26 protein-coding genes and 1 pseudogene are annotated in these 20994 nt (G+C 64.2%); 14 read left to right on the forward strand and 13 right to left on the reverse strand.

The annotated features are described in order from the left end of the window. Positions 1–95 precede the first annotated feature (95 nt). Both H8A95_RS17665 and H8A95_RS17670 read left to right on the forward strand, forming a co-directional pair. Positions 96–785: an SGNH/GDSL hydrolase family protein gene (locus tag H8A95_RS17665; RefSeq protein WP_229184267.1), complete on the forward strand. Its 690-nt coding sequence runs from the start codon at positions 96–98 to the stop codon at positions 783–785. 118 nt (positions 786–903) lie between these two features. Continuing rightward, positions 904–1110 (forward strand): hypothetical protein, encoded by a 207-nt coding sequence (locus H8A95_RS17670; RefSeq protein WP_163151108.1) that lies wholly within the window; start codon positions 904–906, stop codon positions 1108–1110. A 39-nt stretch (positions 1111–1149) separates the two neighbouring features. Here H8A95_RS17670 and H8A95_RS17675 read toward each other — a convergent pair whose 3' ends face one another. Next, the gene (locus H8A95_RS17675; protein WP_229184268.1) at positions 1150–1893 is read right to left on the reverse strand and encodes a tyrosine-protein phosphatase; all 744 of its coding nucleotides are present in this window, start codon (positions 1891–1893) and stop codon (positions 1150–1152) included. Positions 1894–1977: 84 nt separating this feature from the next. On the opposite strand from H8A95_RS17675, the gene H8A95_RS17680 reads away from it, so the two are divergent. Further along, positions 1978–2292: an MliC family protein gene (locus H8A95_RS17680; protein WP_229184269.1), complete on the forward strand. Its 315-nt coding sequence runs from the start codon at positions 1978–1980 to the stop codon at positions 2290–2292. Positions 2293–2382: 90 nt separating this feature from the next. Here the strand turns inward: H8A95_RS17680 and H8A95_RS17685 are convergent, their stop codons facing one another. Next, positions 2383–2583, reverse strand: a complete 201-nt coding sequence (locus H8A95_RS17685) for a DUF2735 domain-containing protein (protein WP_229184270.1) — start codon at positions 2581–2583, stop codon at positions 2383–2385. Positions 2584–3123: 540 nt separating this feature from the next. Between H8A95_RS17685 and H8A95_RS17690 the strand changes: the two genes are divergently transcribed. The 5 genes from H8A95_RS17690 (at position 3124) to H8A95_RS17710 (ending at position 6820) form a co-directional block, all read left to right on the forward strand. Then, positions 3124–4158 carry a glutamine synthetase beta-grasp domain-containing protein gene (locus H8A95_RS17690; RefSeq protein ID WP_229184271.1) on the forward strand — a complete coding sequence of 345 codons (1035 nt, stop codon included), beginning with the start codon at positions 3124–3126 and terminating at the stop codon, positions 4156–4158. Between the two features lie 198 nt (positions 4159–4356). Beyond that, positions 4357–5061 carry a hypothetical protein gene (locus H8A95_RS17695; RefSeq protein WP_229184272.1) on the forward strand — a complete coding sequence of 235 codons (705 nt, stop codon included), beginning with the start codon at positions 4357–4359 and terminating at the stop codon, positions 5059–5061. 5 nt (positions 5062–5066) lie between these two features. Continuing rightward, on the forward strand, positions 5067–5753 hold the full coding sequence (locus H8A95_RS17700; RefSeq protein WP_229184273.1) for a substrate-binding domain-containing protein: 687 nt from the start codon (positions 5067–5069) through the stop codon (positions 5751–5753). A gap of 32 nt (positions 5754–5785) precedes the next feature. Next, the gene (locus H8A95_RS17705; RefSeq protein ID WP_229184274.1) at positions 5786–6607 is read left to right on the forward strand and encodes a tetratricopeptide repeat protein; all 822 of its coding nucleotides are present in this window, start codon (positions 5786–5788) and stop codon (positions 6605–6607) included. 63 nt (positions 6608–6670) lie between these two features. Further along, on the forward strand, positions 6671–6820 hold the full coding sequence (locus H8A95_RS17710) for a hypothetical protein (protein ID WP_016843021.1): 150 nt from the start codon (positions 6671–6673) through the stop codon (positions 6818–6820). Between the two features lie 9 nt (positions 6821–6829). Here H8A95_RS17710 and H8A95_RS17715 read toward each other — a convergent pair whose 3' ends face one another. The 5 genes from H8A95_RS17715 to H8A95_RS17735 all read right to left on the reverse strand — a co-directional run bounded on the left by H8A95_RS17715 (position 6830) and on the right by H8A95_RS17735 (position 12706). Further along, positions 6830–7444 (reverse strand): Isoquinoline 1-oxidoreductase subunit, encoded by a 615-nt coding sequence (locus H8A95_RS17715; RefSeq protein WP_229184275.1) that lies wholly within the window; start codon positions 7442–7444, stop codon positions 6830–6832. Between the two features lie 11 nt (positions 7445–7455). After that, positions 7456–7980: a (2Fe-2S)-binding protein gene (locus H8A95_RS17720; RefSeq protein WP_229184276.1), complete on the reverse strand. Its 525-nt coding sequence runs from the start codon at positions 7978–7980 to the stop codon at positions 7456–7458. Next, a complete protein-coding gene (locus H8A95_RS17725; RefSeq protein ID WP_229184295.1) occupies positions 7977–10751 on the reverse strand; it encodes a xanthine dehydrogenase family protein molybdopterin-binding subunit in 2775 nt (924 codons plus the stop codon). The genes H8A95_RS17720 and H8A95_RS17725 overlap by 4 nt, the downstream gene beginning before the upstream one ends. 142 nt (positions 10752–10893) lie before the next feature. After that, entirely contained in the window at positions 10894–11985 is a 1092-nt protein-coding gene (locus H8A95_RS17730; RefSeq protein ID WP_229184277.1) for a hypothetical protein, read from the reverse strand. 277 nt (positions 11986–12262) lie between these two features. Continuing rightward, the gene (locus H8A95_RS17735; protein WP_229184278.1) at positions 12263–12706 is read right to left on the reverse strand and encodes a DMT family transporter; all 444 of its coding nucleotides are present in this window, start codon (positions 12704–12706) and stop codon (positions 12263–12265) included. A gap of 159 nt (positions 12707–12865) precedes the next feature. Between H8A95_RS17735 and H8A95_RS17740 the strand changes: the two genes are divergently transcribed. Then, positions 12866–14488 (forward strand): ABC-F family ATP-binding cassette domain-containing protein, encoded by a 1623-nt coding sequence (locus H8A95_RS17740; RefSeq protein ID WP_229184279.1) that lies wholly within the window; start codon positions 12866–12868, stop codon positions 14486–14488. 1 nt (position 14489) lies between these two features. On the opposite strand, the gene H8A95_RS17745 is transcribed toward H8A95_RS17740, so the two are convergent. Next, positions 14490–15122, reverse strand: coding sequence for a DapH/DapD/GlmU-related protein (locus H8A95_RS17745; RefSeq protein ID WP_229184280.1), 633 nt, complete (start codon positions 15120–15122; stop codon positions 14490–14492). A 367-nt stretch (positions 15123–15489) separates the two neighbouring features. Here H8A95_RS17745 and H8A95_RS17750 point away from each other — a divergent pair, with 367 nt between their 5' ends. Continuing rightward, a complete protein-coding gene (locus tag H8A95_RS17750) occupies positions 15490–15786 on the forward strand; it encodes an HU family DNA-binding protein (RefSeq protein ID WP_229184281.1) in 297 nt (98 codons plus the stop codon). A 126-nt stretch (positions 15787–15912) separates the two neighbouring features. Then, positions 15913–16787 (forward strand): annotated as a pseudogene (locus tag H8A95_RS17755) (MBL fold metallo-hydrolase). 27 nt (positions 16788–16814) lie between these two features. Here the strand turns inward: H8A95_RS17755 and H8A95_RS17760 are convergent. From H8A95_RS17760 to H8A95_RS17775, 4 genes are all read right to left on the reverse strand, one after another. Then, positions 16815–17009, reverse strand: a complete 195-nt coding sequence (locus H8A95_RS17760; RefSeq protein WP_229184282.1) for a hypothetical protein — start codon at positions 17007–17009, stop codon at positions 16815–16817. 38 nt (positions 17010–17047) lie between these two features. Further along, positions 17048–17350: a PilZ domain-containing protein gene (locus tag H8A95_RS17765; protein ID WP_229184283.1), complete on the reverse strand. Its 303-nt coding sequence runs from the start codon at positions 17348–17350 to the stop codon at positions 17048–17050. Between the two features lie 8 nt (positions 17351–17358). After that, positions 17359–18132: a DUF2336 domain-containing protein gene (locus tag H8A95_RS17770; RefSeq protein ID WP_229184284.1), complete on the reverse strand. Its 774-nt coding sequence runs from the start codon at positions 18130–18132 to the stop codon at positions 17359–17361. A gap of 290 nt (positions 18133–18422) precedes the next feature. Beyond that, positions 18423–18647, reverse strand: coding sequence for a hypothetical protein (locus H8A95_RS17775; RefSeq protein WP_229184298.1), 225 nt, complete (start codon positions 18645–18647; stop codon positions 18423–18425). Positions 18648–18668: 21 nt separating this feature from the next. Between H8A95_RS17775 and H8A95_RS17780 the strand changes: the two genes are divergently transcribed. Continuing rightward, complete coding sequence (locus H8A95_RS17780) at positions 18669–19415, forward strand: AraC family transcriptional regulator (protein ID WP_338027870.1); 747 nt, start codon at positions 18669–18671, stop codon at positions 19413–19415. 70 nt (positions 19416–19485) lie between these two features. Further along, positions 19486–19731 carry a PilZ domain-containing protein gene (locus tag H8A95_RS17785; RefSeq protein ID WP_163151073.1) on the forward strand — a complete coding sequence of 82 codons (246 nt, stop codon included), beginning with the start codon at positions 19486–19488 and terminating at the stop codon, positions 19729–19731. A gap of 108 nt (positions 19732–19839) precedes the next feature. On the opposite strand, the gene H8A95_RS17790 is transcribed toward H8A95_RS17785, so the two are convergent. Then, positions 19840–20088 (reverse strand): hypothetical protein, encoded by a 249-nt coding sequence (locus H8A95_RS17790; RefSeq protein ID WP_229184285.1) that lies wholly within the window; start codon positions 20086–20088, stop codon positions 19840–19842. A 150-nt stretch (positions 20089–20238) separates the two neighbouring features. Between H8A95_RS17790 and H8A95_RS17795 the strand changes: the two genes are divergently transcribed. After that, entirely contained in the window at positions 20239–20916 is a 678-nt protein-coding gene (locus H8A95_RS17795) for a nitroreductase (RefSeq protein WP_163151069.1), read from the forward strand. Positions 20917–20994 lie beyond the last annotated feature (78 nt).

Here is a 20994-nt window from a genome sequence, read left to right on the forward strand (position 1 = left end):
GCTCACTATGATCGGGCGGATTTCATTTGCAATGCCGCTGATTTCACCTCCTACTGCGCGCATTCATCAGTTCATTCGCGTCAAGGATGTTTGCGATGCCGACTTCCAGGCCGTGCGAAACCCATCTCGAACTCGTCAAGTTCGGACATCCGTTGCCGCACTTTGCAGAGGCGCTCCGGCATCAGCGCAAGATCAAGGTGGTGGCGCTCGGATCGTCGTCGACGGCGGGCGCCGACAACATTCTGCCATTTCCGCCGCGGCTCGAGATGCTGCTGCGGCAACGCTTCTTCGGCCGGATGATCGACGTGATCAATCGCGGGATCGGTGGCCAGGAGGCGCCGGAGGAATATTCGCGCATCGAGTCCGACGTGACGGCTGAGGCGCCGGTGCTGGTGATCTGGCAGGTCGGGACCAACGCGGTCTACAAGAGCTACAATCCCGCCGAGGTGCGCGCCACGCTGGAGGCAGGGCTCGACGTGCTCGCCGCGCTGCCGCTCGACGTCGTTGTGATGGACTCTCAGTACACGCAGGCGATCGTCGGAACGCAAGCCGCGCTCAATCTCGCGAACATCATCATGCCTATGATTGCGGACGTCACGACCAGCAAGCGGGTCAACCTGTTCAGCCGCTTCGCGCTGATGAAGCGCTGGGTCGATGACGGGATTCCGCTCGCTGAACTCGACGATGGCGGGCAGCTTCACACCAGCGAATGGGCGACAGGTTGCGTGACGCAGGCGCTGTTCGGCGCGATCGACGACGCCTTGAAGCCGGAGGCGATCACGTGAGCCGGACTACGTAAGACTACGGTAATGGGCCGGTTGGATAAAATTTGCAGCAGTTCCGTAAGTCGTTTGCAGAACCCTTCTCGTAGAAGCGGAACTCCAGCCAAGGTAGGGGTTTTCGATGGGATATCTTCCGGACCACGGTTTACCGCTCGTTCAGCTTAAGGAGCAGCGGCGCGATCTTGTGGTGGCGCTGCAAAACCGTAACGGACCAGTGGGCAGCTGGGAATTGATGCAGATCGCAGCGATCCAGCAGGCGATCTCGGCATTCGAGGACGTGATTGCCGACCTCGATGCGGAGCTCGAGCTCGAGGCCGCCGCGGCCTGAGCCGAGTGAACTGATCAGCGAGCTGATCAAGAGAACTGATCAGGCCTGCAGATAGCGACCTTCAAGCGCCTTGCGCTCGGCCTGGCCGAGCCCGAGGCCTTCGCGGAAATAACCGTCGAGACTGCCGTAGTCGGCATCGATCGCCTCGAACGAAGCCTCCAGAAATGCTGCGCGCACGGTGCCGAGCACCTGCTTGACGTCGTCGGGCAGCTCGGTGCTGTGGGCCGGATCGCGCTTGTAGAACTGATTGGTCAGGAGATAATCGTCCGCGATCACCTCACCGGACACGCCGAGCGCGTGCAGGATCAGCGCGCAGGCAAAGCCGGTGCGATCCTTGCCTGCGGTGCAGTGGATTACCAACGGCGCATGGTCCTCGAGCAGATGGGCAAACAGCGTGCGGTAGCGCGCCGTGTTGTCCTGAACGTAGCCGCGGTAGGAATCCCGCATCACATCGATCGCATCGGCTTCGGATAATTCACGGTTGCTTGCGATCTCGCGCAGTGAAGCCACCACCGTCGGCTCGACGGGGAGCGAATGCACGGTGACGTCGGTCATGCCGCACAGCGCCTCGGCGCGCTCGGCGACGCCGCGAAAATCGAACGCGCTTTTGACCCCGAGGGAGCGCACCACGGCAACGTCCTGCTCGGTGAGATGCGCAAGATGATTGGAGCGGAAGATCTGCCGCCAGCGCACCGTCCGGCCGTCACGCGTCTGGTAACCGCCGAGGTCGCGGAAATTGCTGGCGCCGGCGAGATTGAGGTGACGGGCAGGGGCTTCTGACATCGGCGGGCCTGTTGCAGCTTGTGAGGTCTTGGCGCAGGAGTATCGGCGCAGACAGGTCTATAACCGGCCTCTCGGGGGGAGAATATGACTTATCGCGGGGGCGCCATTCTCATCGGCGCGATTCTTGTCGAGGTTTGGAGTTTCTCGGCGGCATCGGCGCAATCCGCCTTCCGGAATTATCGCTGTGCCGACGGCACACAGTTCATCGCGGCGTTCTTCAACGGCGATAACCGCGCGCATCTGCAACTCGACGGCAAGGCGGTGACGCTGACCAAGCGGCTGTCGCTGTCGGGCGCGCGCTACAGAGGCGGCGGTGTCACGCTCGAGATCACTCGCGCCGGACTTACCAGGCTTCGGCATGCGAAGCGGCCGGTGACGGCCTGCGAACTGGTGGCATGAAAAAAGGGCCGAAACGCTGTGTTCCGACCCTTTCCTACTGCCCTGATGCCGTCTGACGTTTTTGCGTCACGCGTCTCTGCCGGATCGACATCAGTGATCGCGGCTCGGCTTGGCGTCCTCGATCGCCGCCTGGTGGTACCAGCTCTCGCTGCATGCCGAGGTCTCGACCTCAGCGGCAAGATCGCGCGCCGGTCGCATTTCGCCGTAGCGGCGTCCGCCGAGAGCCGCGCGGCCCCCAGCCGGGAATTGATAGATCGTTGCCGATCCCTGATTTTGGCCCGTGGTGATCATGTCAAAGTCTCCTTTGGCCGGAGCGAGCCTCCATGGTGCGCCCGACTCATTCGCGTGTGGTTACCGTCACTTTGATATCGGTCCGGGCCCGACAGGGCGCAAGCTGACTAACAAATAGTCGGACTCTGTCTAATTCGTGTGCAAATCCCGGTTTGCATCCTGCGAGGCAGGATGCAGCTGACCAACACTTGGGCCGGGGCCATGGCTGCCGGGCGACCGACGTTTGGACGCAAACTGTCACATAGGGCTGCCGCCGCATTAATCGAGTGCTGATGCCGTAGCCGAATTTGCTGCAGAAACGGGCGGCGGAGCGGGCCGAGAGAAGATTTTGGCTGACCGCAGCGCATGCCAGCCGCGCTGCTATGTCGCAGCTAAAAATGCGATGTCCGCTGTGGACATCCCCGGCCCGGCGGGTGCCGCAGTGCAGCGACTGGCATTTTAATTGCTTAGTAAGAGCCGGCCGATGGTGGCCGGGTACGCGTGCGGCGGCCGACTGGCTTTCGGTTCCGCACGGTTTTGCATCATCAACAGAGAGGTTCAATGACCAAGTACAAGCTCGAGTATATCTGGCTCGACGGATATACGCCGACGCCGAGCCTGCGCGGTAAGACGCAGATCAAGGAATTCGCGTCGTTCCCGACCCTCGAACAGCTCCCGCTGTGGGGCTTTGACGGTTCGTCCACCCAGCAGGCTGAAGGCCACAGCTCTGACTGCGTGCTGAAGCCGGTCGCCTGCTATCCCGACGCCGCGCGCGAGAACGGCGTGCTGGTGATGTGCGAAGTCATGATGCCCGACGGCAAGACGCCGCATGTCTCGAACAAGCGCGCCACCGTGCTGGACGACGAGGGCGCCTGGTTCGGCTTCGAGCAGGAGTACTTCTTCTACAAGGACGGCCGTCCGCTCGGCTTCCCGGAAGCCGGTTATCCCGCGCCGCAGGGCCCGTACTATACCGGCGTCGGCTATTCGAACGTCGGCAGCGTCGCCCGCAAGATCGTGGAAGAGCACCTCAATCTCTGTCTCGCCGCCGGCATCAACCACGAAGGCATCAACGCCGAAGTGGCCAAGGGCCAGTGGGAATTCCAGATCTTCGGCAAGGGCTCCAAGACCGCCGCTGACCAGATGTGGATGGCTCGCTATCTGATGCTGCGCCTCACCGAGAGCTACGGCATCGACATCGAATTCCACTGCAAGCCGCTGGGCGACACCGACTGGAACGGCTCGGGCATGCACGCCAACTTCTCGACCAAGTACATGCGCGAAGTCGGCGGCAAGGAATATTTCGAAAGCCTGATGAAGGCCTTCGACAAGAACCTGATGGACCATATCGCGGTCTACGGCCCGGACAACGACAAGCGCTTGACCGGCAAGCACGAGACCGCGCCGTGGAACAAGTTCAGCTACGGCGTGGCTGATCGTGGTGCCTCGATCCGCGTGCCGCACTCCTTCGTCAACAATGGCTACAAGGGCTATCTGGAAGACCGCCGCCCGAACTCCCAAGGCGACCCCTACCAGATCGCTTCGCAGATCCTGAAGACGATCTCCGAAGTGCCGACCGGCGCCAAGGCTGCGGCTTAATATGGCTGCGGCTTAAGTAACGATCGGAGCCGGATGGAGCCATCCGGTACTGTAATAGGGTCCGCCAGGGCGACTGCCTTGGCGGACCTTTGCACTTTAACGACAGTCTTTGCGGGCGGCGCTCCGCCGAAAGCGGTTTCGCTGCGTTATGAACCGCGCTAGACAACGCTTGTATCTTGGCTGCCGGGGACACGGCGCTTGTTTGAGGGGTTTTACAAGGTCCGGTTCGAGCTGGGCGGCACCGTCGGCCGCGGCGTGATGTATGCCGGCGACGGCAAGATGCTCGGCGGCAACTCGGCGTTCGCCCATATCGGCACCTACGAGAAGGATGGCGACGACGTCGCGGTCGAGATTCAGACCGTCCGCCACAACCCCGACCTGAACTACCGCGCGATGGCCGGTACCGACGACGCGACGCTGCTCGCCAAGGGCTGGCCAGACGGCGATCTCTACCGCTTCAAGGGCGAGCTGAGGGAATTGCCCGGCGTGCCGTTCCAGTCGGTGATGACGCCGATCACGGGAGACGAAGTCCCGATCGCCGGCGGGGTTGGCGAGGGCGGTATCGTCAACGGCCTCTATTCGATCCACATCCAGCTGCTCGATGGGGTCGGTGGCAGCCTGACGGGTGTGATGCTGCTGAACAACGGCCGCATCCTCGGTGGCGATGCGTTCTTCTACTATCTCGGCACCTACACGTCAGAGAAAGGCCGCTGGAAGGGCCAGATCCTCAATCAGGAACACACCTCGGCGATGGGCGAGAACCCGATCTTCGGTGGCCATGAGGTCGGGATCGGCTTTGCCGGCACCTGCGACGCGGAGAGCGCCGTGCTGGAGGCGACCGCGCTTGCGGGCAAGCGCAGCCTGCGCCTCACCGCCGCACTCAAGCTGATGCGGCGGGCCTAAGCGACATGAGCAGTTCGGTTCGCGTGCTCTCGACATTGGCACTGAAGGGCGCGGTCGCGCGCCTTGCCGAAGCTTATCTGGCGGCGAGCGGCGTGCGGATTGATGCCGATTTCGCGCCGACCCTGGCGCTGCTCGAACGCCTGCGCGGCGGCGAGGGTGCCGATCTCGTGATCCTGACCCGTGAAGGCCTCGCCGAGATGATCGGCGAGCGCCGCGTTGCGCGGGACAGTGCGGTCGATCTCGCGCGCTCCTATGTCGGCGTCGCAGTGAAGGCGGGTGCCGTTCATCCCGACATCGCGACCGAAGCCGCGCTGCGTGCGGCTCTACTCGGCGCGCGGGCCGTGGCCTATTCGCGGCTCGGTGCCAGCGGCATCCTGTTCGCGCAGCTGATCGCGCGTCTCGGCATTGCGGAGGCGACCAACGCGCGGGCGGTGATCATTCCGATGGGCTTCACCGCGGAAAGGCTTGTCACCGGTGAAGCCGATCTTGCGATCCAGCAGATCAGCGAGTTGAAGCAGGTCGACGGTATCGAGGTCGTCGGGCCAATTCCCCTGGGCTTGCAGACGCCGGCGGTGTTCTCCGCGGGCCGCATGACGACGTCGGAGCGCACGGAGGCGGCCGATCATCTGCTGCGCTACCTGTCCTCGGCCGATGTCGCGCCGGTACTGCGCGAGACCGGACTCGAGCCTTGAATTTGCCTGCACCGCGACGCAACCTGCTGATCATGTTCAAACCGCTCCAAGCCATTCTTGTTGCCGCGGCGCTGGCAGCGCCGGTGCTTGCTCGTGCGCAATCGGCCGACCTCGTGCTGTGCGACCGGCTCGCCGCCGATCCCTCTGATCCCGACAAGCCGGCCGACGTGAAGGGCGTGGGCGACATCGCATCGGCCGATGTCGCGACCGCGATCAAGTATTGCGCGGTGGCGGCAAAATCGTCGCGCCGCGCGATGTACGAGCTCGGCCGCGCCTACGCCGCCAACCGGCAGACGGCGGAAGCCGCAAGCGCCTGGCGCAAGGCCGCCGACAAGGGCTCGACATCGGCGATGGTCGAGCTCGGCGTGCTCTACGGCAACGGCACCGGCGTCGCCAAAGACGAGGCGCAGGCGCGCAAATTGTTCGAGCGTGCGGCGCAGGCCGGCAACGCGCGCGGCGTCAGCAATCTTGCGGCGCTCGGCGGCGGTGGTCCGGCGTCCGACCCCGCACGCGCGCGCGAATTGCTCGCAAAGTCCGCCGAGACCAATGCCGAGGCGCAGTATCAGCTCGGCATGATGCTGGCTGACGGCAAGGGCGGTGCGCAGGATGATGCCGGCGCGCGCGCGTTGTTCGAGAAGGCTGCCGCGCAGAACCATCCGGGCGCGCTGGAGCGGATGGGCGCCTTCGCGCAGGCCGGCCGCGGCGGGCCGAAGGATGGCGATGCGGCAAAAGCCTATTATGAACGGGCAGCCGCGCTCGGCGACGAGGACGCCAAGAAGGCACTTGAGCGCGCGCGCTGTCCCTATGTCATCAAGGACAAGCGCGGCAACGCCGTGACCAATCTCTGCTTCTAATCAAACAGGAACGTCAGCGCCTGCGTCTCGTTGATATGCGAAACGCATTGGCGAGGCGACCTCATGATCCGCAAGCTGCGTTCCGGCGAGTACCGGCTGTATTCCCGCAAGGTCAATCCGAAGACCGGCAAGCGCCGCAATCTCGGCACCTTCAAGTCGCGCGCGGCCGCCGAGAAGCACGAGCGCGACGTGCAGTACTTCAAGCGCCACTGATTCAGTGCGCTAGGGCGGGCAGGCCGCGCCGGTTTTCACCCAGGCCTCGACCAGCGCGCCGGCCTGCGCCTGCGTGCCGGGTGCCGGCGAGCGGCCGAAGCCGGGATGCCAGGCCCAGCCTACCAGCGTGTCCTTGCCGATATGCTCGACCAGGTCCTCGACCTTGCGGCCGCCGTTGCGCGCGGGGTCGCGGATCTGGGCGCAGATCTCGCCGACGGTCTTGCCGGCCCAGGCCATCTCGTGCGGCGCGAGATGCCATTCAGGATGCCCGGGCACGCGGCCGGGATCGAAATTGGCGTGCTGGTGGCAAATCGAGCAGCGCATCGTCGCAACGCCGTGGCCGTCGATACCGCGCGTGACGGGCGGCTGGTGCATGCGGCTGATATCGCCTTGCCGCGGGTTGTCGCCTGCGGGGTGGCAATTGGTGCAGCGGGGATGGGTCAGCACCTTGCCGAGCTCGGTGAAGATCGCCGCAGAGCGCTGTTCGACGTTCTCGATTCCGGCAAAGCTTTCCGGCGAGGCGAGGGCTTGGCTCGCGCTCTCCGACGCCGCGTATCCTGCGCACAGGCTGGTCGCGACTGCTGTCAGCACTGCAATGATCCGAAACCGCGTTTCCGATGGCATCGCTCGCGCGCTCATTTGTTGGCGGTCAGATAGCGGCTGGAATCGGCGAGGATCACATCGCGCGCCGCCTGGTGATATTTGATGTAGCCGGTGCAGCGGCACAGATGGCCGTCGAGCGCATCCGCAATCACGGTCTCGAGCTGGTCGCGCGCGACCGGCGTTTTTGCCAGCCGTTCAAGCAGCACCTGGCCCTCATTGAGGAAGCCGGCGGTGCAATAGCCGCACTGGAACGCGAAGTGGTCGATGAAGGCGCGCTGCAACGCCGAGAGTTCGCCGTCTTTGGCGTGGCCCTCGACGGTGCGGATCGCCATGCCGTCGAAATTCGCTGCCGGCACCACGCAGGTCGGGCTGGTGTAGCTGGTGCCGTCGGGATTATCGATGATGACGGCGCAGCTCAGGCATTGCGCGGCGCCGCAGCCGAACTTGGTGCCGGTCATCCCAAGCATTTCGCGCAGGAAGTCGTTCATCGAGAGGTCGTCACGGACCTCGATCGGGCCGTGCTTGTGGCCGTTGATGGTGAGGTTGAGCGTCGTCACGCAAGCGCTCCCTTGAGCAGGGCTGATGTCACCGGGAGTGAGCGGAAGCGATGGCCGGTGGCATCGTTGATGGCGTTGAGCAGCGCCGGCACGATCGGGATCATCACCACCTCGGCCATGCCCTTGGGCGCTTCGTCCGGCGTCAGCGGCGGTAACATCTCGATCTCTAGGTCGTGCAGCGGCAGGTCGGAGCCGCGCGCGATCAGGTACTGGCCGAGATTCCACTGCCCGTTGCCGGGGCCGCCTTCGAACGGCGGCAGGGTCTCGAGCAGCGCGTAGCCGACGCCCATCGCGAACCCGCCATGGGACTGGCCGAGCACGACTTCGGGCACCAGCGCCTGGCCGCATTCGAACACGCTATAGGCCTTGGCAATGCGCAGGATGCCGGTCGCGCGCTCGATCTCGACGCGGACCAGCGTGCCGCACATCGAGGTGTAGGCAGTGCCGATCCGGTTGTTGTCGGTTGGCGGAAACTTCACGCTGACGCGGTCGATCCGCTCGAACCTGCCGCGGCCACGGCGGATCGCCAGCGCATCGATCTCGGCGCGGTATTGCTCGCCGAACAAGGGGAAACGTGCGCGCGACCAGGCCCAGCGCGAGAAGCTGTGCGCTACCGCGCCGGTGACGAAGCCGCGCTTATGCGCGGTTGCCGCAAGCTGCGACAATGGCAGCGGTGCGAGATCGTCGAGCACCAGTTGCCCGTCCTGCCAGCGTGCCTTGTCCCACTGCCGCGCGCGCGGATCGGCCTTGCCGATGTGCCAGAGCTCGAGCGCTGCCGGCCACAGGCCGAAGCGGAAGATGACGCGCGCCGCCTCGGCCGCCGAATGCGTGCCGACATGGGCGCCGATCGAGGCACTCGTTGCCGAGCTGATCGCGGGCACCCAGCGCGGGTTCTTCTCGGCGAGGTCCTGGGTCTTCTGATCCATCGTGTAGGGATCGCCCGAGGTGACGAGCCCGAGCGCGTCGTAGCTGTCGACCCGGGAGACGGCGACTTCGTCGGCGACGGCGCCGAGATGGATCGCGACCCGGTTCGCAAGTGCGGTACCGATGCCGTTGCCCATCTCGACATGATCGCAGTGGATCGCGATCCGTCCGTCGGGATCGATCTCGACCCGGCCGAGCGAGCAATCCGCGCCCGCGCCGTAATCCTTGGTGACGCAGGCGACGCCGGTGCCGACCAGCCGTCCCTCCGGGGCGTTCTGCTTGAACGCGGCGCGCTGCTGCCAGATCGGATGCGTCTCGAGCTTGTCGAGCATTTCGGGCGTGCGCACCGACACGATGTAGGGATTGCCGGTCATGGTCCGGCCGTTCTGTTTCAGCGCATTGTTGCGGCGGAATGCGATCGGATCGACCTTGAGCTCGCTCGCGACCTCGTCGATCAGCACTTCGAGCGCGGTCATGGTCTGCAGCGTGCCGTAGCCGCGCATCGAGCCTGCGGTCACGCCGCGTGAATGCAGCGCCACGGTGGTGACGTCGACCTTCGGGACGTCGTAGATGCCGATCGCTGCGGTCGCAGCGACGGTTGCGACATTGGCGGAGAAGTTGGCGAGCCCGCCGCCGTCGAGCACATGGTCGGCGGCGAACGCCGTGATCTTGCCGCTCGCGCGATCGATGCCGATCCGCGAGCGCATCTTGATCGGGTGGCGTTTGATGCCGCCCTGGAATTGCTGGTAGCGGTCGTGCGCGAGCCGCACCGGCCGTCCCGGGAAGAACATCGCCGCCAGCGCGACGTAAAGCACGAACGGGGTGTGGTCGCGGCCGCCGAAGCCGCCGCCGACATGGGCGAACTGCGCGTTGATGTGCGAGGGCCTGAACGGGGAACGGGCCTTTCCCAGCATGAAGGCGATCGACTCGGTCGCCTCATAGGGCGACTGCACGCCGAGCACCAGTTCGAGCGTTTCCCTGTTGTCGCTGCACCAGGCGAGCCCGCTCTCCGGCTCGAGGAACATCGGATCGACCGACTGGGTCTCGAACTCGCGGTCGAGCACGAGCTGTGACGGATCATCCTTGTCGAGCTGGGCGCGGATCTGCTCGCCATAGGTGGCGGCCTTGGCGTAGTCGGCCTTGGTCTCCTTGGCGAGCGGCAGCCAGACCGGCAGCGCCGCATTCTGGATGCGGCTCGGCGAAACCCAGCCGGCCAGGATTGGCGAGTAGACGTCGGGCGCGTCGGGCGTGGCGCCGGCCACCCGCGTGAAGCGATAGGCGCCAAAGTTCGGCAGGGTGACCGGGCCGGTCTCGTCGCCGAATTTGACGAAGCCGACATCGCGCAGCGCGAGGCGCGCCCGATCGAAGGCGTCGAACTGCTCGAAGATCAACAGCGCGACCGGCTGTCCCAGATAGATCGGCGTCTTGCCGATCGGGCAGAACAGGTCACCGGTGTAGAAATCCGGCACCCGCGCGCCGATCCGGTCAAGATCGGCTGCGGTGACGACAACGGACGGCTTCGCCGGACCGTCGAGGCGGGCGAGGTCCATGCCGGCATAGACATGCGTGGCATCATTGGCGCGGACCAGGATGGCGTGCGAGGTGGTCGCAGGCCAGCCCGGCATGTCGGCGGCACGAAAATCGGAGGCGTAGAGTTTTGCGCCGGTGACCTTCGCCACCCCGTCGACACGGCCTGCGCCCTTGGCCGCCGGATTGAAATGGCCGCGCCCGGGCAGTGTCTCGCGGCTCGTGAAAGCCGGCTCCTTCGCGAGCGCCAGATGCGACAGGCTGACCGAAATGCCGCCCGCCGACAGCCACTTCACGAATTCGCGTCGCGAGGGTCGCATGGTCGGATCTTTCATCAACACCTCGACGGCATATCGCGCCGGGGTTTAACGATTGGTACAATACACGCGAAAGTATTGCGGCAAAGCCGATGCAATCGCAACGCCGCAATAGGTCGTAGCCCTCTCACTTGTCGCTTTGGCCTCACTTGAGGTCGGCAATGGTGGCCGGTCCCGGGCCCGGCGTGATCAGCGTCGGCCACTGCTTGGAACCGAACGGCACCAGCGGCGGCAGGAAGGTCGTCATGCCGCGCTTCTTGGTCTCGGCGATGATCGCCTCGCGCGCGTCACCCCCCATCAACTCATAGTCCATCAGATGGTAGCTGCCGAAGAACAGCGCGCCGACCGAGCGGTCGGCGATGATCCGGGTCAGCGATTCCAGCATGTCCGACGGCGTCGTCGTGAAGGAGATGGTCTCGATCAGCATCAGGCGGCTGTTGATGGCATCGGGCCCGAAGAACTGGGCCAGCACGCTGAAGATCACGTTGTTCTGCCGCGCCACATAGATCGTGTTGCTCGCGCCGTAGGTCTTGTCCCAGTCGGCGCCGAGCTGGGTCTTCCAGTCGGCCATCACCGTCATCCAGTGCGCGACCTGGGTCTGCGCGGCCCAGGCGACGTTCTTGGCCAGCAGCGGCGCCTGCTTCTTGCCGAACGCCTCGAGCGTCGCGAAGGGGATGGCGCCGGCGGTGAGGCATTCGTCCATGAAGGCAAGGTTGTTCTTGAGAATGGCGCGGTTGTTGTCGCGCCAGTCCGCCTGCATCGGCGTGGCATCGAGCCCGTCGAGCGCCGACTGCATCCGGCTGCGATAGGCCTGCATCGACCCGCGCCATGATTTGTCGTCGGGATTGTTGACATAGGGGCCGACCACCTCGGCCAGCGCCATGGTGCTGTGGCCGACCGACTTGAGCAACTGATAGACGATCGGCACCTGCGGCGCCTCGGTCGGCGGCTTGCCGGGCCGGTACAGGATCAGGCGGCCGCCGGCGCCGGAGAACAGGCCGAGGATCACCGGATGCTTGTCGAGGACGTTCTTCTGGAAGATCCTTGCCGCATCGCCGTAGAGCTCGAACATGCCGGTGTTGAGTGCAAGCACGTCCTTGGTCGCGACATCGGCCGGCGTCGACGAGGTCTTGCCCGAGATCGGTGCCATGTAGTCGGGCAGCGACTGGGCCAGAGCGGCACCGCCACTGCCGAGCAACAACGCCAGTGCGGCGACCAAACGGAAACGATGGGTCATGTGATGCTCCTCGCAGCCTCCGACCATGCCGAAGTCCGCGATGCGGCCTCTCGACGATGGCGGATGCGCAATTCTTTTCTGACGCAAATGAACTGGGATGGGCGATCCCGCAGGACGCAACACGACGAGGACGGGTGCTTACAGCTAAGCGACGAATCGGCGGGTGTCCACACCCGGAGATTACCCGGGTGGCTGCGCCATAACGTCATACGCCGCCGGAGTCAGCGGAGCTTTCTCATTCAGGGAATCGATCGCGGCGACCGGCTTGCCGATGGCCTCAATCCTTGATCAGAAGCACGCCGCCGATGATGAGCGCGATGCCGGCCAGCCGTGACACCGACACCGGGTGCTGCGCCAGCCCGAACATGCCGAAATGGTCCATCGCGATCCCCGCGACCATCTGACCCGCGACCACCAGCGCCAGCAAAGTGGCAGCGCCGAGCGACGGCAGCAGCAGGATCATCAGCAAAATGAAGACGCCGCCGAGGATGCCGCCGCTCCAGGCCCACCAAGGCACAGCCGTCACCAGTTTCCAGGACGGAACCGGCTCCCGCGTTGCGACCAGCACGACCGCCATCGTCACGAGCCCGCCAAGATAGCTGACCAGCCCGGCCCATGCCGGCGAGTTGAGGGCGGATCGCAGATTGCCATTCAGGACTTGCTGCGTGGCTACGCTGATGCCGGCGCCGAGCGCGAGAAGATAGAGAAACCAGACCTGCATGTGATGCCCCAGAACCGATCGCCGAAGGATTCCTGTCATATTCCATCGGCAACGATCGTGGCATGCATGAAGCGCGGCGCGAAACCCGCGGAATGGGCTTCCACCTACGTCCCAGATCGAATAAGAGGCCGCAAACCCTCATTTCCCCAGCATTAAAGCATGATCCGCCTCGATAACGTCTCCAAGCAAGTCGGCCACCAGATCCTCTTCATCGAAGCCTCCGCCGCGCTCCAGAAGGGCGAGAAGATCGGCCTTGTCGGGCCGAACGGTGCCGGCAAGACCACCCTGTTCCGGATGATCTCGGGCCGGGAAGTCCCGGATGAGGGCCAGGTCTCGCTCGATCGCGGCATCTCGATCGGCTATTTCAGCCAGGATGTCGGCGAGATGTCCGGCCGCAGCGCGGTCGCCGAGGTGATGGACGGGGCGGGACCTGTCAGCGTGGTCGCGGCCGAGCTGCGGGAACTCGAGGCCGCGATGGCCGATCCCGACAAGGCCGATGAGATGGACGACATCATCGCGCGCTATGGCGAGGTGCAGCACCAGTTCGAGGAGCTCGACGGTTACGCCCTCGACGGCCGCGCGCGCGAGGCGCTGGCGGGCCTCGGCTTCAGCCAGGAGATGATGGACGGCGACGTCGGCAAGCTCTCGGGCGGCTGGAAGATGCGCGTGGCGCTGGCCCGCATCCTGCTGATGCGTCCCGACGTCATGCTGCTCGACGAGCCGAGCAACCATCTCGATCTCGAAAGCCTGATCTGGCTCGAGCAGTTTCTGAAGGGTTACGAAGGCGCGCTCTTGATGACCTCGCATGACCGCGAGTTCATCAACCGCATCATCAACAAGGTGGTCGAGATCGACGGCGGCCAGCTCACCAGCTATTCCGGCAATTACGAGTTCTACGAACAGCAGCGCGCGCTCTCTGACAAGCAGCAGCAGGCGCAGTTCGAGCGGCAGCAGGCGATGCTCGCCAAGGAGATCAAGTTCATCGAGCGTTTCAAGGCGCGCGCCTCGCACGCTGCCCAGGTGCAGAGCCGGGTCAAGAAGCTCGACAAGATCGAGCGGGTCGAGCCGCCGCGGCGGCGCCAGACGGTGGCGTTCGAATTCCAGCCGGCGCCGCGCTCCGGCGAGGACGTCGTCAGCCTGAAGAACGTTCACAAGGCCTATGGCAGCAAGCGGATCTATGACGGGCTCGACTTCATGATCCGTCGCCGCGAGCGCTGGTGCGTGATGGGCATCAACGGCGCCGGCAAGTCGACGCTCTTGAAACTGGTCGCCGGTTCAACCGAGCCCGACGACGGCGCGGTCGCGGTCGGCGGCAGCGTCAAGATGGGCTATTTCGCCCAGCACGCGATGGATCTGCTCGACGGCGAGCGCACCGTATTCCAGTCGCTGGAAGATGCATTTCCGCAGGCCGGGCAGGGCTCTCTGCGCGCGCTTGCCGGCTGCTTCGGCTTCTCGGGCGACGACGTCGAGAAGAAATGCCGGGTGCTCTCGGGCGGCGAGAAGGCGCGACTGGTGATGGCCAAGATGCTGTTCGATCCGCCGAACTTCCTGGTGCTCGACGAACCGACCAACCATCTCGATCTCGCCACCAAGGAAATGCTGATCAACGCGCTCGCCGAGTTCGAGGGCACCATGCTGTTCGTCTCGCATGACCGGCATTTCCTCGCCGCGCTCTCCAACCGCGTGCTGGAGTTGACGCCGGAAGGCATTCACCAATTTGGCGGCGGCTACACCGAATATGTCGCGCGCACCGGCCACGAAGCGCCGGGGCTGCGGAGCTAGCTCAAGCCCGCCACCGCGCGCAAAACGCTTCGACGTCGCCGGACTGGAATTCCGGGAGGCGCTCCCAGATGGTGTCGGCCGGCCAATTCCACCAGGCGATCTGCGACAGCTCGGCTGCGATCTTGCGGCTGAACCGCTCCCTGATCGGCCGGGCCGGCACGCCGCCGACGATCGTGTAGGGCGCGACGTCGCGCGAGACCACTGCGCCGGCTGCCAGCACCGCGCCGTCTCCGACGGTGACGCCGGGCAGCACGATCACGCCATGGCCGATCCAGACGTCGTTGCCGATCACGACGCGGTCCGCGCGCCGATCGCTGAAGAAGCCGTGATCGCGCTCGGCGGAGGCCGAGTAATATTCCGGGCAGTAGGTGAAGCGATGCTGCGACGGGCGCTCGACCGGATGATTGGGCGCACCGATCCGGACCTGCGCGGCGATGGCGCAGAAGCGACCGATCACGGCGTCGGCGACCATGCAGCCGCTGCCGAGATAGGAGTAATCGCCAAGCTCGGTGTATTCGATCGCGGTGTCGCCGAGGACTTCGCAGCAACGTCCGACCTTGACCTCCCGCAGCTTGACCGTCGGCTCGATGACGGTTTCGGCAAGCTTGGGGAGGGTTGGGTTCGATTCAGTCATATGATTGTCCTCGATCGGGCAATTCGCGCGGTGCGGTATCTATCACGGCGAGCGGGCAAGGCGATGGTGGTTCGCAGTTTGCTGCCGCGGCCTGGTTCTTGAACTCGTCGACAACGGCAATCGCCTTGTTGAGCAAGTCCGCGGCCGGAATCAAGGCGCTAACCGGGTCGAGAAATATACACTGCAGATTGTTGCGCTATCGAAGGTATCGCGATTCGCATGCTTGCGTTTCAGGCCTCGATAGGTTCTAAGCCCGGTGACTTCATGACCGTTGGCATGAACAAGAAGCGCGCTGCGTGGCTTTACCACATTCTGGACAGAGTTGCATCGTAGCTCGCGCGCCCCCCCAAATTCAGAGGATTTCAGCATGGCCAAGATGACGAAGAATCAATTGATCGACTCGATTGCCGAGGGCACGCAGATATCGAAGAACGACGTGAGGACCGTCATCGAGCATATGGCGACTGTTGGCTACAAGGAGCTGAACGAATCCGGTGAGTTCGTCATTCCTGGCTTTGTGAAAATGTCTGTCGTGCATAAGCCTGCCACGGAAGCTCGCAGCGGTGTAAATCCTTTCACGAAAGAGCCGATGGAATTTGCAGCGAAGCCGGCCAGCAAGTCGGTCAAGGCGTCACCTCTCAAGGTCGCCAAGGACGCTGTTTAAAGACTACGGTTTGCGTCAGGCCACGCGCGCAAGCAATGCAACGGCGCATGGCCTGCCGCGCTGTCTCCGGCTTGTCCGCCTCAGCATCGCCCGCTACGCTTCACGGAAATGCGGGAGTGAAACGGCATGAAGCAGATCAGGATCGGCGACATCACGATCGACGCGGTGATCGAGCGCGAGGGGCCGTGGCGGCGGCCGTAGGATTTCTTCCCGACCTACAACGATGATGTGTTCAAGCATCATTGAAGACGATGGAGCCGGAAGTCTTCGATGCCGCGCGCGGCATGATGGTGATCACCTACCAGACCTTCGTGGTGCGGACGCCGCGCTACACCATCCTGGTCGACACCTGCACCGGTGAGGACAAGGGACACCCGCCGCCGTTCGACTTCCCGGGCAAAGAGCGCTGGCGCAACGAACTGTTTGCGCTCGGCATCTCCTACGAGCAGATCGACTACGTGTTCTGCACCCATCTGCATATTGACCACACCGGCTGGAACACCACGCTGCGTGACGGGCGCTGGGTGCCGACCTTCCCGAACGCGAAATACGTCTTCCACAAGGGGGAGTATGCGGCCTGGGAGACCGAGAATGCCAAGGGCGCCAATCCGCCCGGCACGGTGTTTCGCGACAACTGCCTGCCGATTGTCGAGGCCGGGCAGGCGCTGTTGGTCGACGACGACTATGCGCTCGACGACACCGTCACGCTGACGCCGACGCCGGGCCACTCGCCCTGCCATTGCTGCGTCAACATCTTCTCGAAGGGGCAGCGCGCGGTGGTCGCCGGCGATCTGATGCACCACGCGATCCAGTGCCGCGAGCCGGAGTGGTCGGCCAAGCCGGATTGGGATCCGAAGCAGTCGGCTCTATCGCGGCGAAAATTCTTTGCCTCGGTTGCCGAGACCGACACGCTGATCCTGCCGATCCATTTTCCCGCCCCGACGGTCGGTCTGATCAAGCCGGACGGCGATCGCTTCGACTATCGCTTCAAGCGGGAGTAGGCGCGGGCCGCCGGGTGCTCGGTGCTGTCAGACGCGCGCGGTGCGGGTGCGCCGCGGGACCTGGGTCAGAAACCGTTCGAGATCAGCGCACAGGCGATGCGCGAGCTCCTCATCGATCGCGAACGTCGCGACGGTGCCGGCGCAGTCGATTTCGATGGTCCCGCGCAATGGCACGGCGGAGGTGGTCGACACCTCGATATCTGTCGCTCTTTGCGTTGTCATGTCGTCAACTTCCCCTTCAGGCCGGTCTCCGTAAATTCTCATTTCGGAATGACGGCGCGTCCCTTGCGCTTTCTTTCTTCGATGAATCTGACGCCGATCTCGCTGCCGTCGACACGGAGCAGCTCGCAGCGGCGGAAGGCCAGTCCGCGCGAGGACAGCACCAGGAAGAACTCCTGCGCCTTCAGCACGTCGAGTGTTCCATCGACCTCGAGCCGGGCGCCGCTCTGCGAGACGTCGAGCAGGATGCAGCTCCGCCGCCATGTGCCGTCGACGCCCATGAGGTTGACGGGATGGTGCGTATCGAGTTTGACGCGCTCCGCCCTGCGGTCACCATACGTCATGACACGACTCACACCGCCCGAGAGCGTTTCGCAATCACCGCGGCCCGCGCCTCTGCATAGTCGATCGTGGCTGGCGGGTTTGCGGAGGCGCGGGCTGTGCCGGCATCGATGGCGGCGCGGATCGTGTCCCGAAGTTCGGGACGTGCGAGCTTGAGCAGCCGGACCTGCTGGCGCGGCGTGGATCGCATCACGAGATCGGCGACAACACGGTGAGGCAGGTCGCTGCGCGCGATCAACCCGTCCGCAATATCGTCGTCGCGCTCGGCGGCATCGACCATCATCGCAAGACCCGCGCTGGTCATGGCGGCGCCGGGATTGCCCGCGAGAACGCGAAGCACGCTGCTGTCGCCCCGCATCAGCAGAATGTCCGTGAGCTCCGCGTTGACCGCCTTGCGGCCGGCGATCGCGCAGAGGTGTCCCTCGGCCCGCATCCAGGCGATGTCGATCAGGTCGGCATCCGGAATGCAGTCGCACTTTCGCAGGATCGGCGCGGCGACATCGGCGTCATCATGGTTGGCCAGGCGGCGTGCGAGCTCCCGCGGCACCACAGGCAAGTCGGCGAGCGAGCGGCTGAGCGTGGTCAGGGTCCGCAGCTCGACGCCGTCGGTCAGGCGAACCAGGATGCCGTCGAACATCTCGACGTGATGCGCGCTGAGGCGGTGAACGTCATCCAGAAACAGGCTGGCCACCTCCCGCAGCATGCGCGTGCGGAGATCGGGGGAGCCGGCTTTCAAGACATGGTCGAGTTCGGCAAAAAGATCGGGCGTTGCAATGACTGTCATTGCGGTACCTAAAATGTTCCGCGACGAGGAACATCAGTGTTCCCAACGTCAATCTGCTCCCCGAATCTTTAATAGGGGTATAGAGTTTGATGGGGAGAGCCGAACCACCGGTGGATATTCCGGTAAACACTATCGAAATTCGGCAGCAGTGATACTTTGTCTGATTGTTAGGTCCGTCCAACGGACTGCATTTTTCCCGATTGAATTTATTGGACGATTCGCATTTGGTGCATGGACATTATCGATGATGCGGGCACGCAGGACGCCGCGCCGCGCGCAAATTTTCAAGATCATTTCATAGGAGCGGTCATTTGACGGCGCCATTGCTGGTGCCGAGAGTCTTTCGTTTTGACGATGTTGATGCATTCCGGAGTTCGATCCGAAATCTGGATGTTGATTTCACGCCGCTTGCGCGGAAGATTTCGGCCGAGCAGATCATCCTGAGTTTGCCGGGATGCGAGCTCAACTACACGCAGTCCTTTCCGAGGATCGTCGACGCGCAGCTTGCGCCGCATGCCACCGCGGTCGGCTTCACGATGGACGATGGCGTTCCGATGCGGTTCAACGGCGTCGAGCGCGATCGGGCCGTGATCGTGCTTGGCGGCGGCGGTGCGTTCTACACCTCCGTGGAGGAGACACCCCGCCAATATGCCTCGGTGATCTTCACGCCCGAGATGGTCGACCGTGGTTGGCCGAACCCTGGTCTGCATTTCAGCATCCACGAGATTTCTCAACGCGCGCAGGATCGGCTGCGTGAAGTGGTCAGGCAGGTTCTGCTCGTCACGTCGGAGCAGGTGACGATTGCGGAGTTTGCCACCGGGGCGTCGATCAAGGAGACGTTGCTCGCCGTGATCGACAACGCGTTCGCCGAGATCGTGCCGGCCAAGTGGGCGACACGGGCCAACACGACGCGCCAGTTCAAGGTCTTCAACGACGCGCGCGCCATCCTGGCCGGCGACGTCGCCCATCCGATCTACAGCGGCGAGCTCGCCAGGCAGATCGGCGTGTCCGTGCGCACGCTGCACGACGCTATTCTGCGCTACCGGGGCGTCAGCCTGCATCGCTACCTGAAGTTGCGCCGGCTCTGGCTGGTACGCCAGCAACTGCTCGCCGGGGCGCCGAGCGTCAAGGCCTGCGCGCTGGCCTATGGATTTTGGCACCTGAGCGATTTCTCGCGGAGCTACCGGTCGCAGTTCGGCGAAGCACCGTCGGAGACGCTGGCGGCCTCGCGCCGCCCAAGCGTCCCGCGCGCCGATCCGTCATCGCGCAGACACGAATCGTAACAATTCGTCTGAACGGAATCTTAACGCCGGCCGAGGAACCTGTTGGTACGATTCCACCAGAGGCGGCCTGATGCATCCCCGGCGATTTGCGCGTGTTCGACCGACGGGATGCGTGTCCAGTGTGGTCAAGCTCCAGCTTGAACCGAAGGCGCCGCTGATCGAATGCCGGCTGGTGGATTATTCCGCCGGCGGGGCCTGCCTGGAATTTTCCAAGCCCATCCAGCTGCCGGAACGTTTTGAAATGTTCCACGGCAATACGAAGAAGCGCTGCCGGCGGGTCTGGAGCAGGGGCGTGCGGGTCGGCGTCTCGTTCTGAGCGCCCACCGACCGGGGTTCATCACCCGTCAACAGCCGTTCGGGCCGCGCCCGGCGCGACCCGATGGTTGGTCCCGATCAAGGAGGGCGATTTGCCCGGCGAGGGGGCTCAGGCGCCGCTCTGGCACTTCTTCATGAACGAGTTCTTGGCCGCGCCGGCGAGCTTCTTGCCGTCGGAACCGACCGCCTTGGTCTCGCAGGAATCCATCGTGCATTTCTTCATGAACGAGGTCTTGGCCGCGCCGGCCAGCGGCTTGCCGTCCTTGCCGACGGCCTTTGTCTCGCAGGAGGCGTCCTGAGCAAATGCCGAACCGGCGGCAAAGGTCGCGATCACGGCCGCCAAGAAAATCCGCTTCATCTGGGTTCTCCCTAAACCAAACCAGTGGCCGGATTGGATATCGGATTCTTGGCCCGATCAAGTTCCCACAGCCAAATTTGTCTATAAAATGCCCGGATAGTCGTGAGAAAATTCCGCGTGCAGTGCGGAACAAAATGGGGGACACGCGGAATGGAGTTCGAGGCGCTGGTACAGACACGCAAAAGCGTGCGCGGGTTCAAGAAGCGGCCGGTGTCGCGGGCGACCGTCGAGGAGATCATCGAGGTGGCCAAGCGCGCGCCGTCCTCGATGAACACCCAGCCCTGGCACGTCCACGTCCTGACCGGGGCGCCGCTGGAGGAAGTGCGCCGCCGCAATATGGATGAGATGATCGCCGGCGCCAAAGCCAAGCGCGACATCGTCAGCCACGGCGAGTACCAGGGCGTGCACCGCGGCCGCCAGGTCGACATCGCCAAGAAGCTGTTCGGCGCCATGGGCATCGCCCGCGACGACAAGCCGATGCGGCAGGACTGGGTGCTGCGCGGTTTCCGCCAGTTCGACGCCCCGGTCTCGCTGGTCCTGACCTACGACCGCATCCTCGATCCCGGCGCGGTCTGCCATTTCGATCTCGGCGCGCTCTGCTACGGCATCGTGCTGGCGGCCTGGGATCGCGGCCTTGGCAGCGTCATCAACGGCCAGGGCATCATGCGCTCCGACATCGTGCGCGAGGTCGCCAATATCCCGGAAGACCAGGTGATCATGACCTGCGTCGCGATGGGCTATCCCGACGACAGCTTTGCCGCCAACGCGGTGCGGTCGGACCGCGAGGCCAACAGCGACTTCGTCAGCTACGTCGGCTTTGCCGACTAGGCACGCCTGTATCTGGCAGCGAGGATCACACGCTGTTCAACAAGACTAGAACGGCGCTCGAGGCGCCGATCGTCGATC

Source organism: Bradyrhizobium oropedii, from assembly GCF_020889685.1.
GTDB lineage: Bacteria > Pseudomonadota > Alphaproteobacteria > Rhizobiales > Xanthobacteraceae > Bradyrhizobium > Bradyrhizobium oropedii.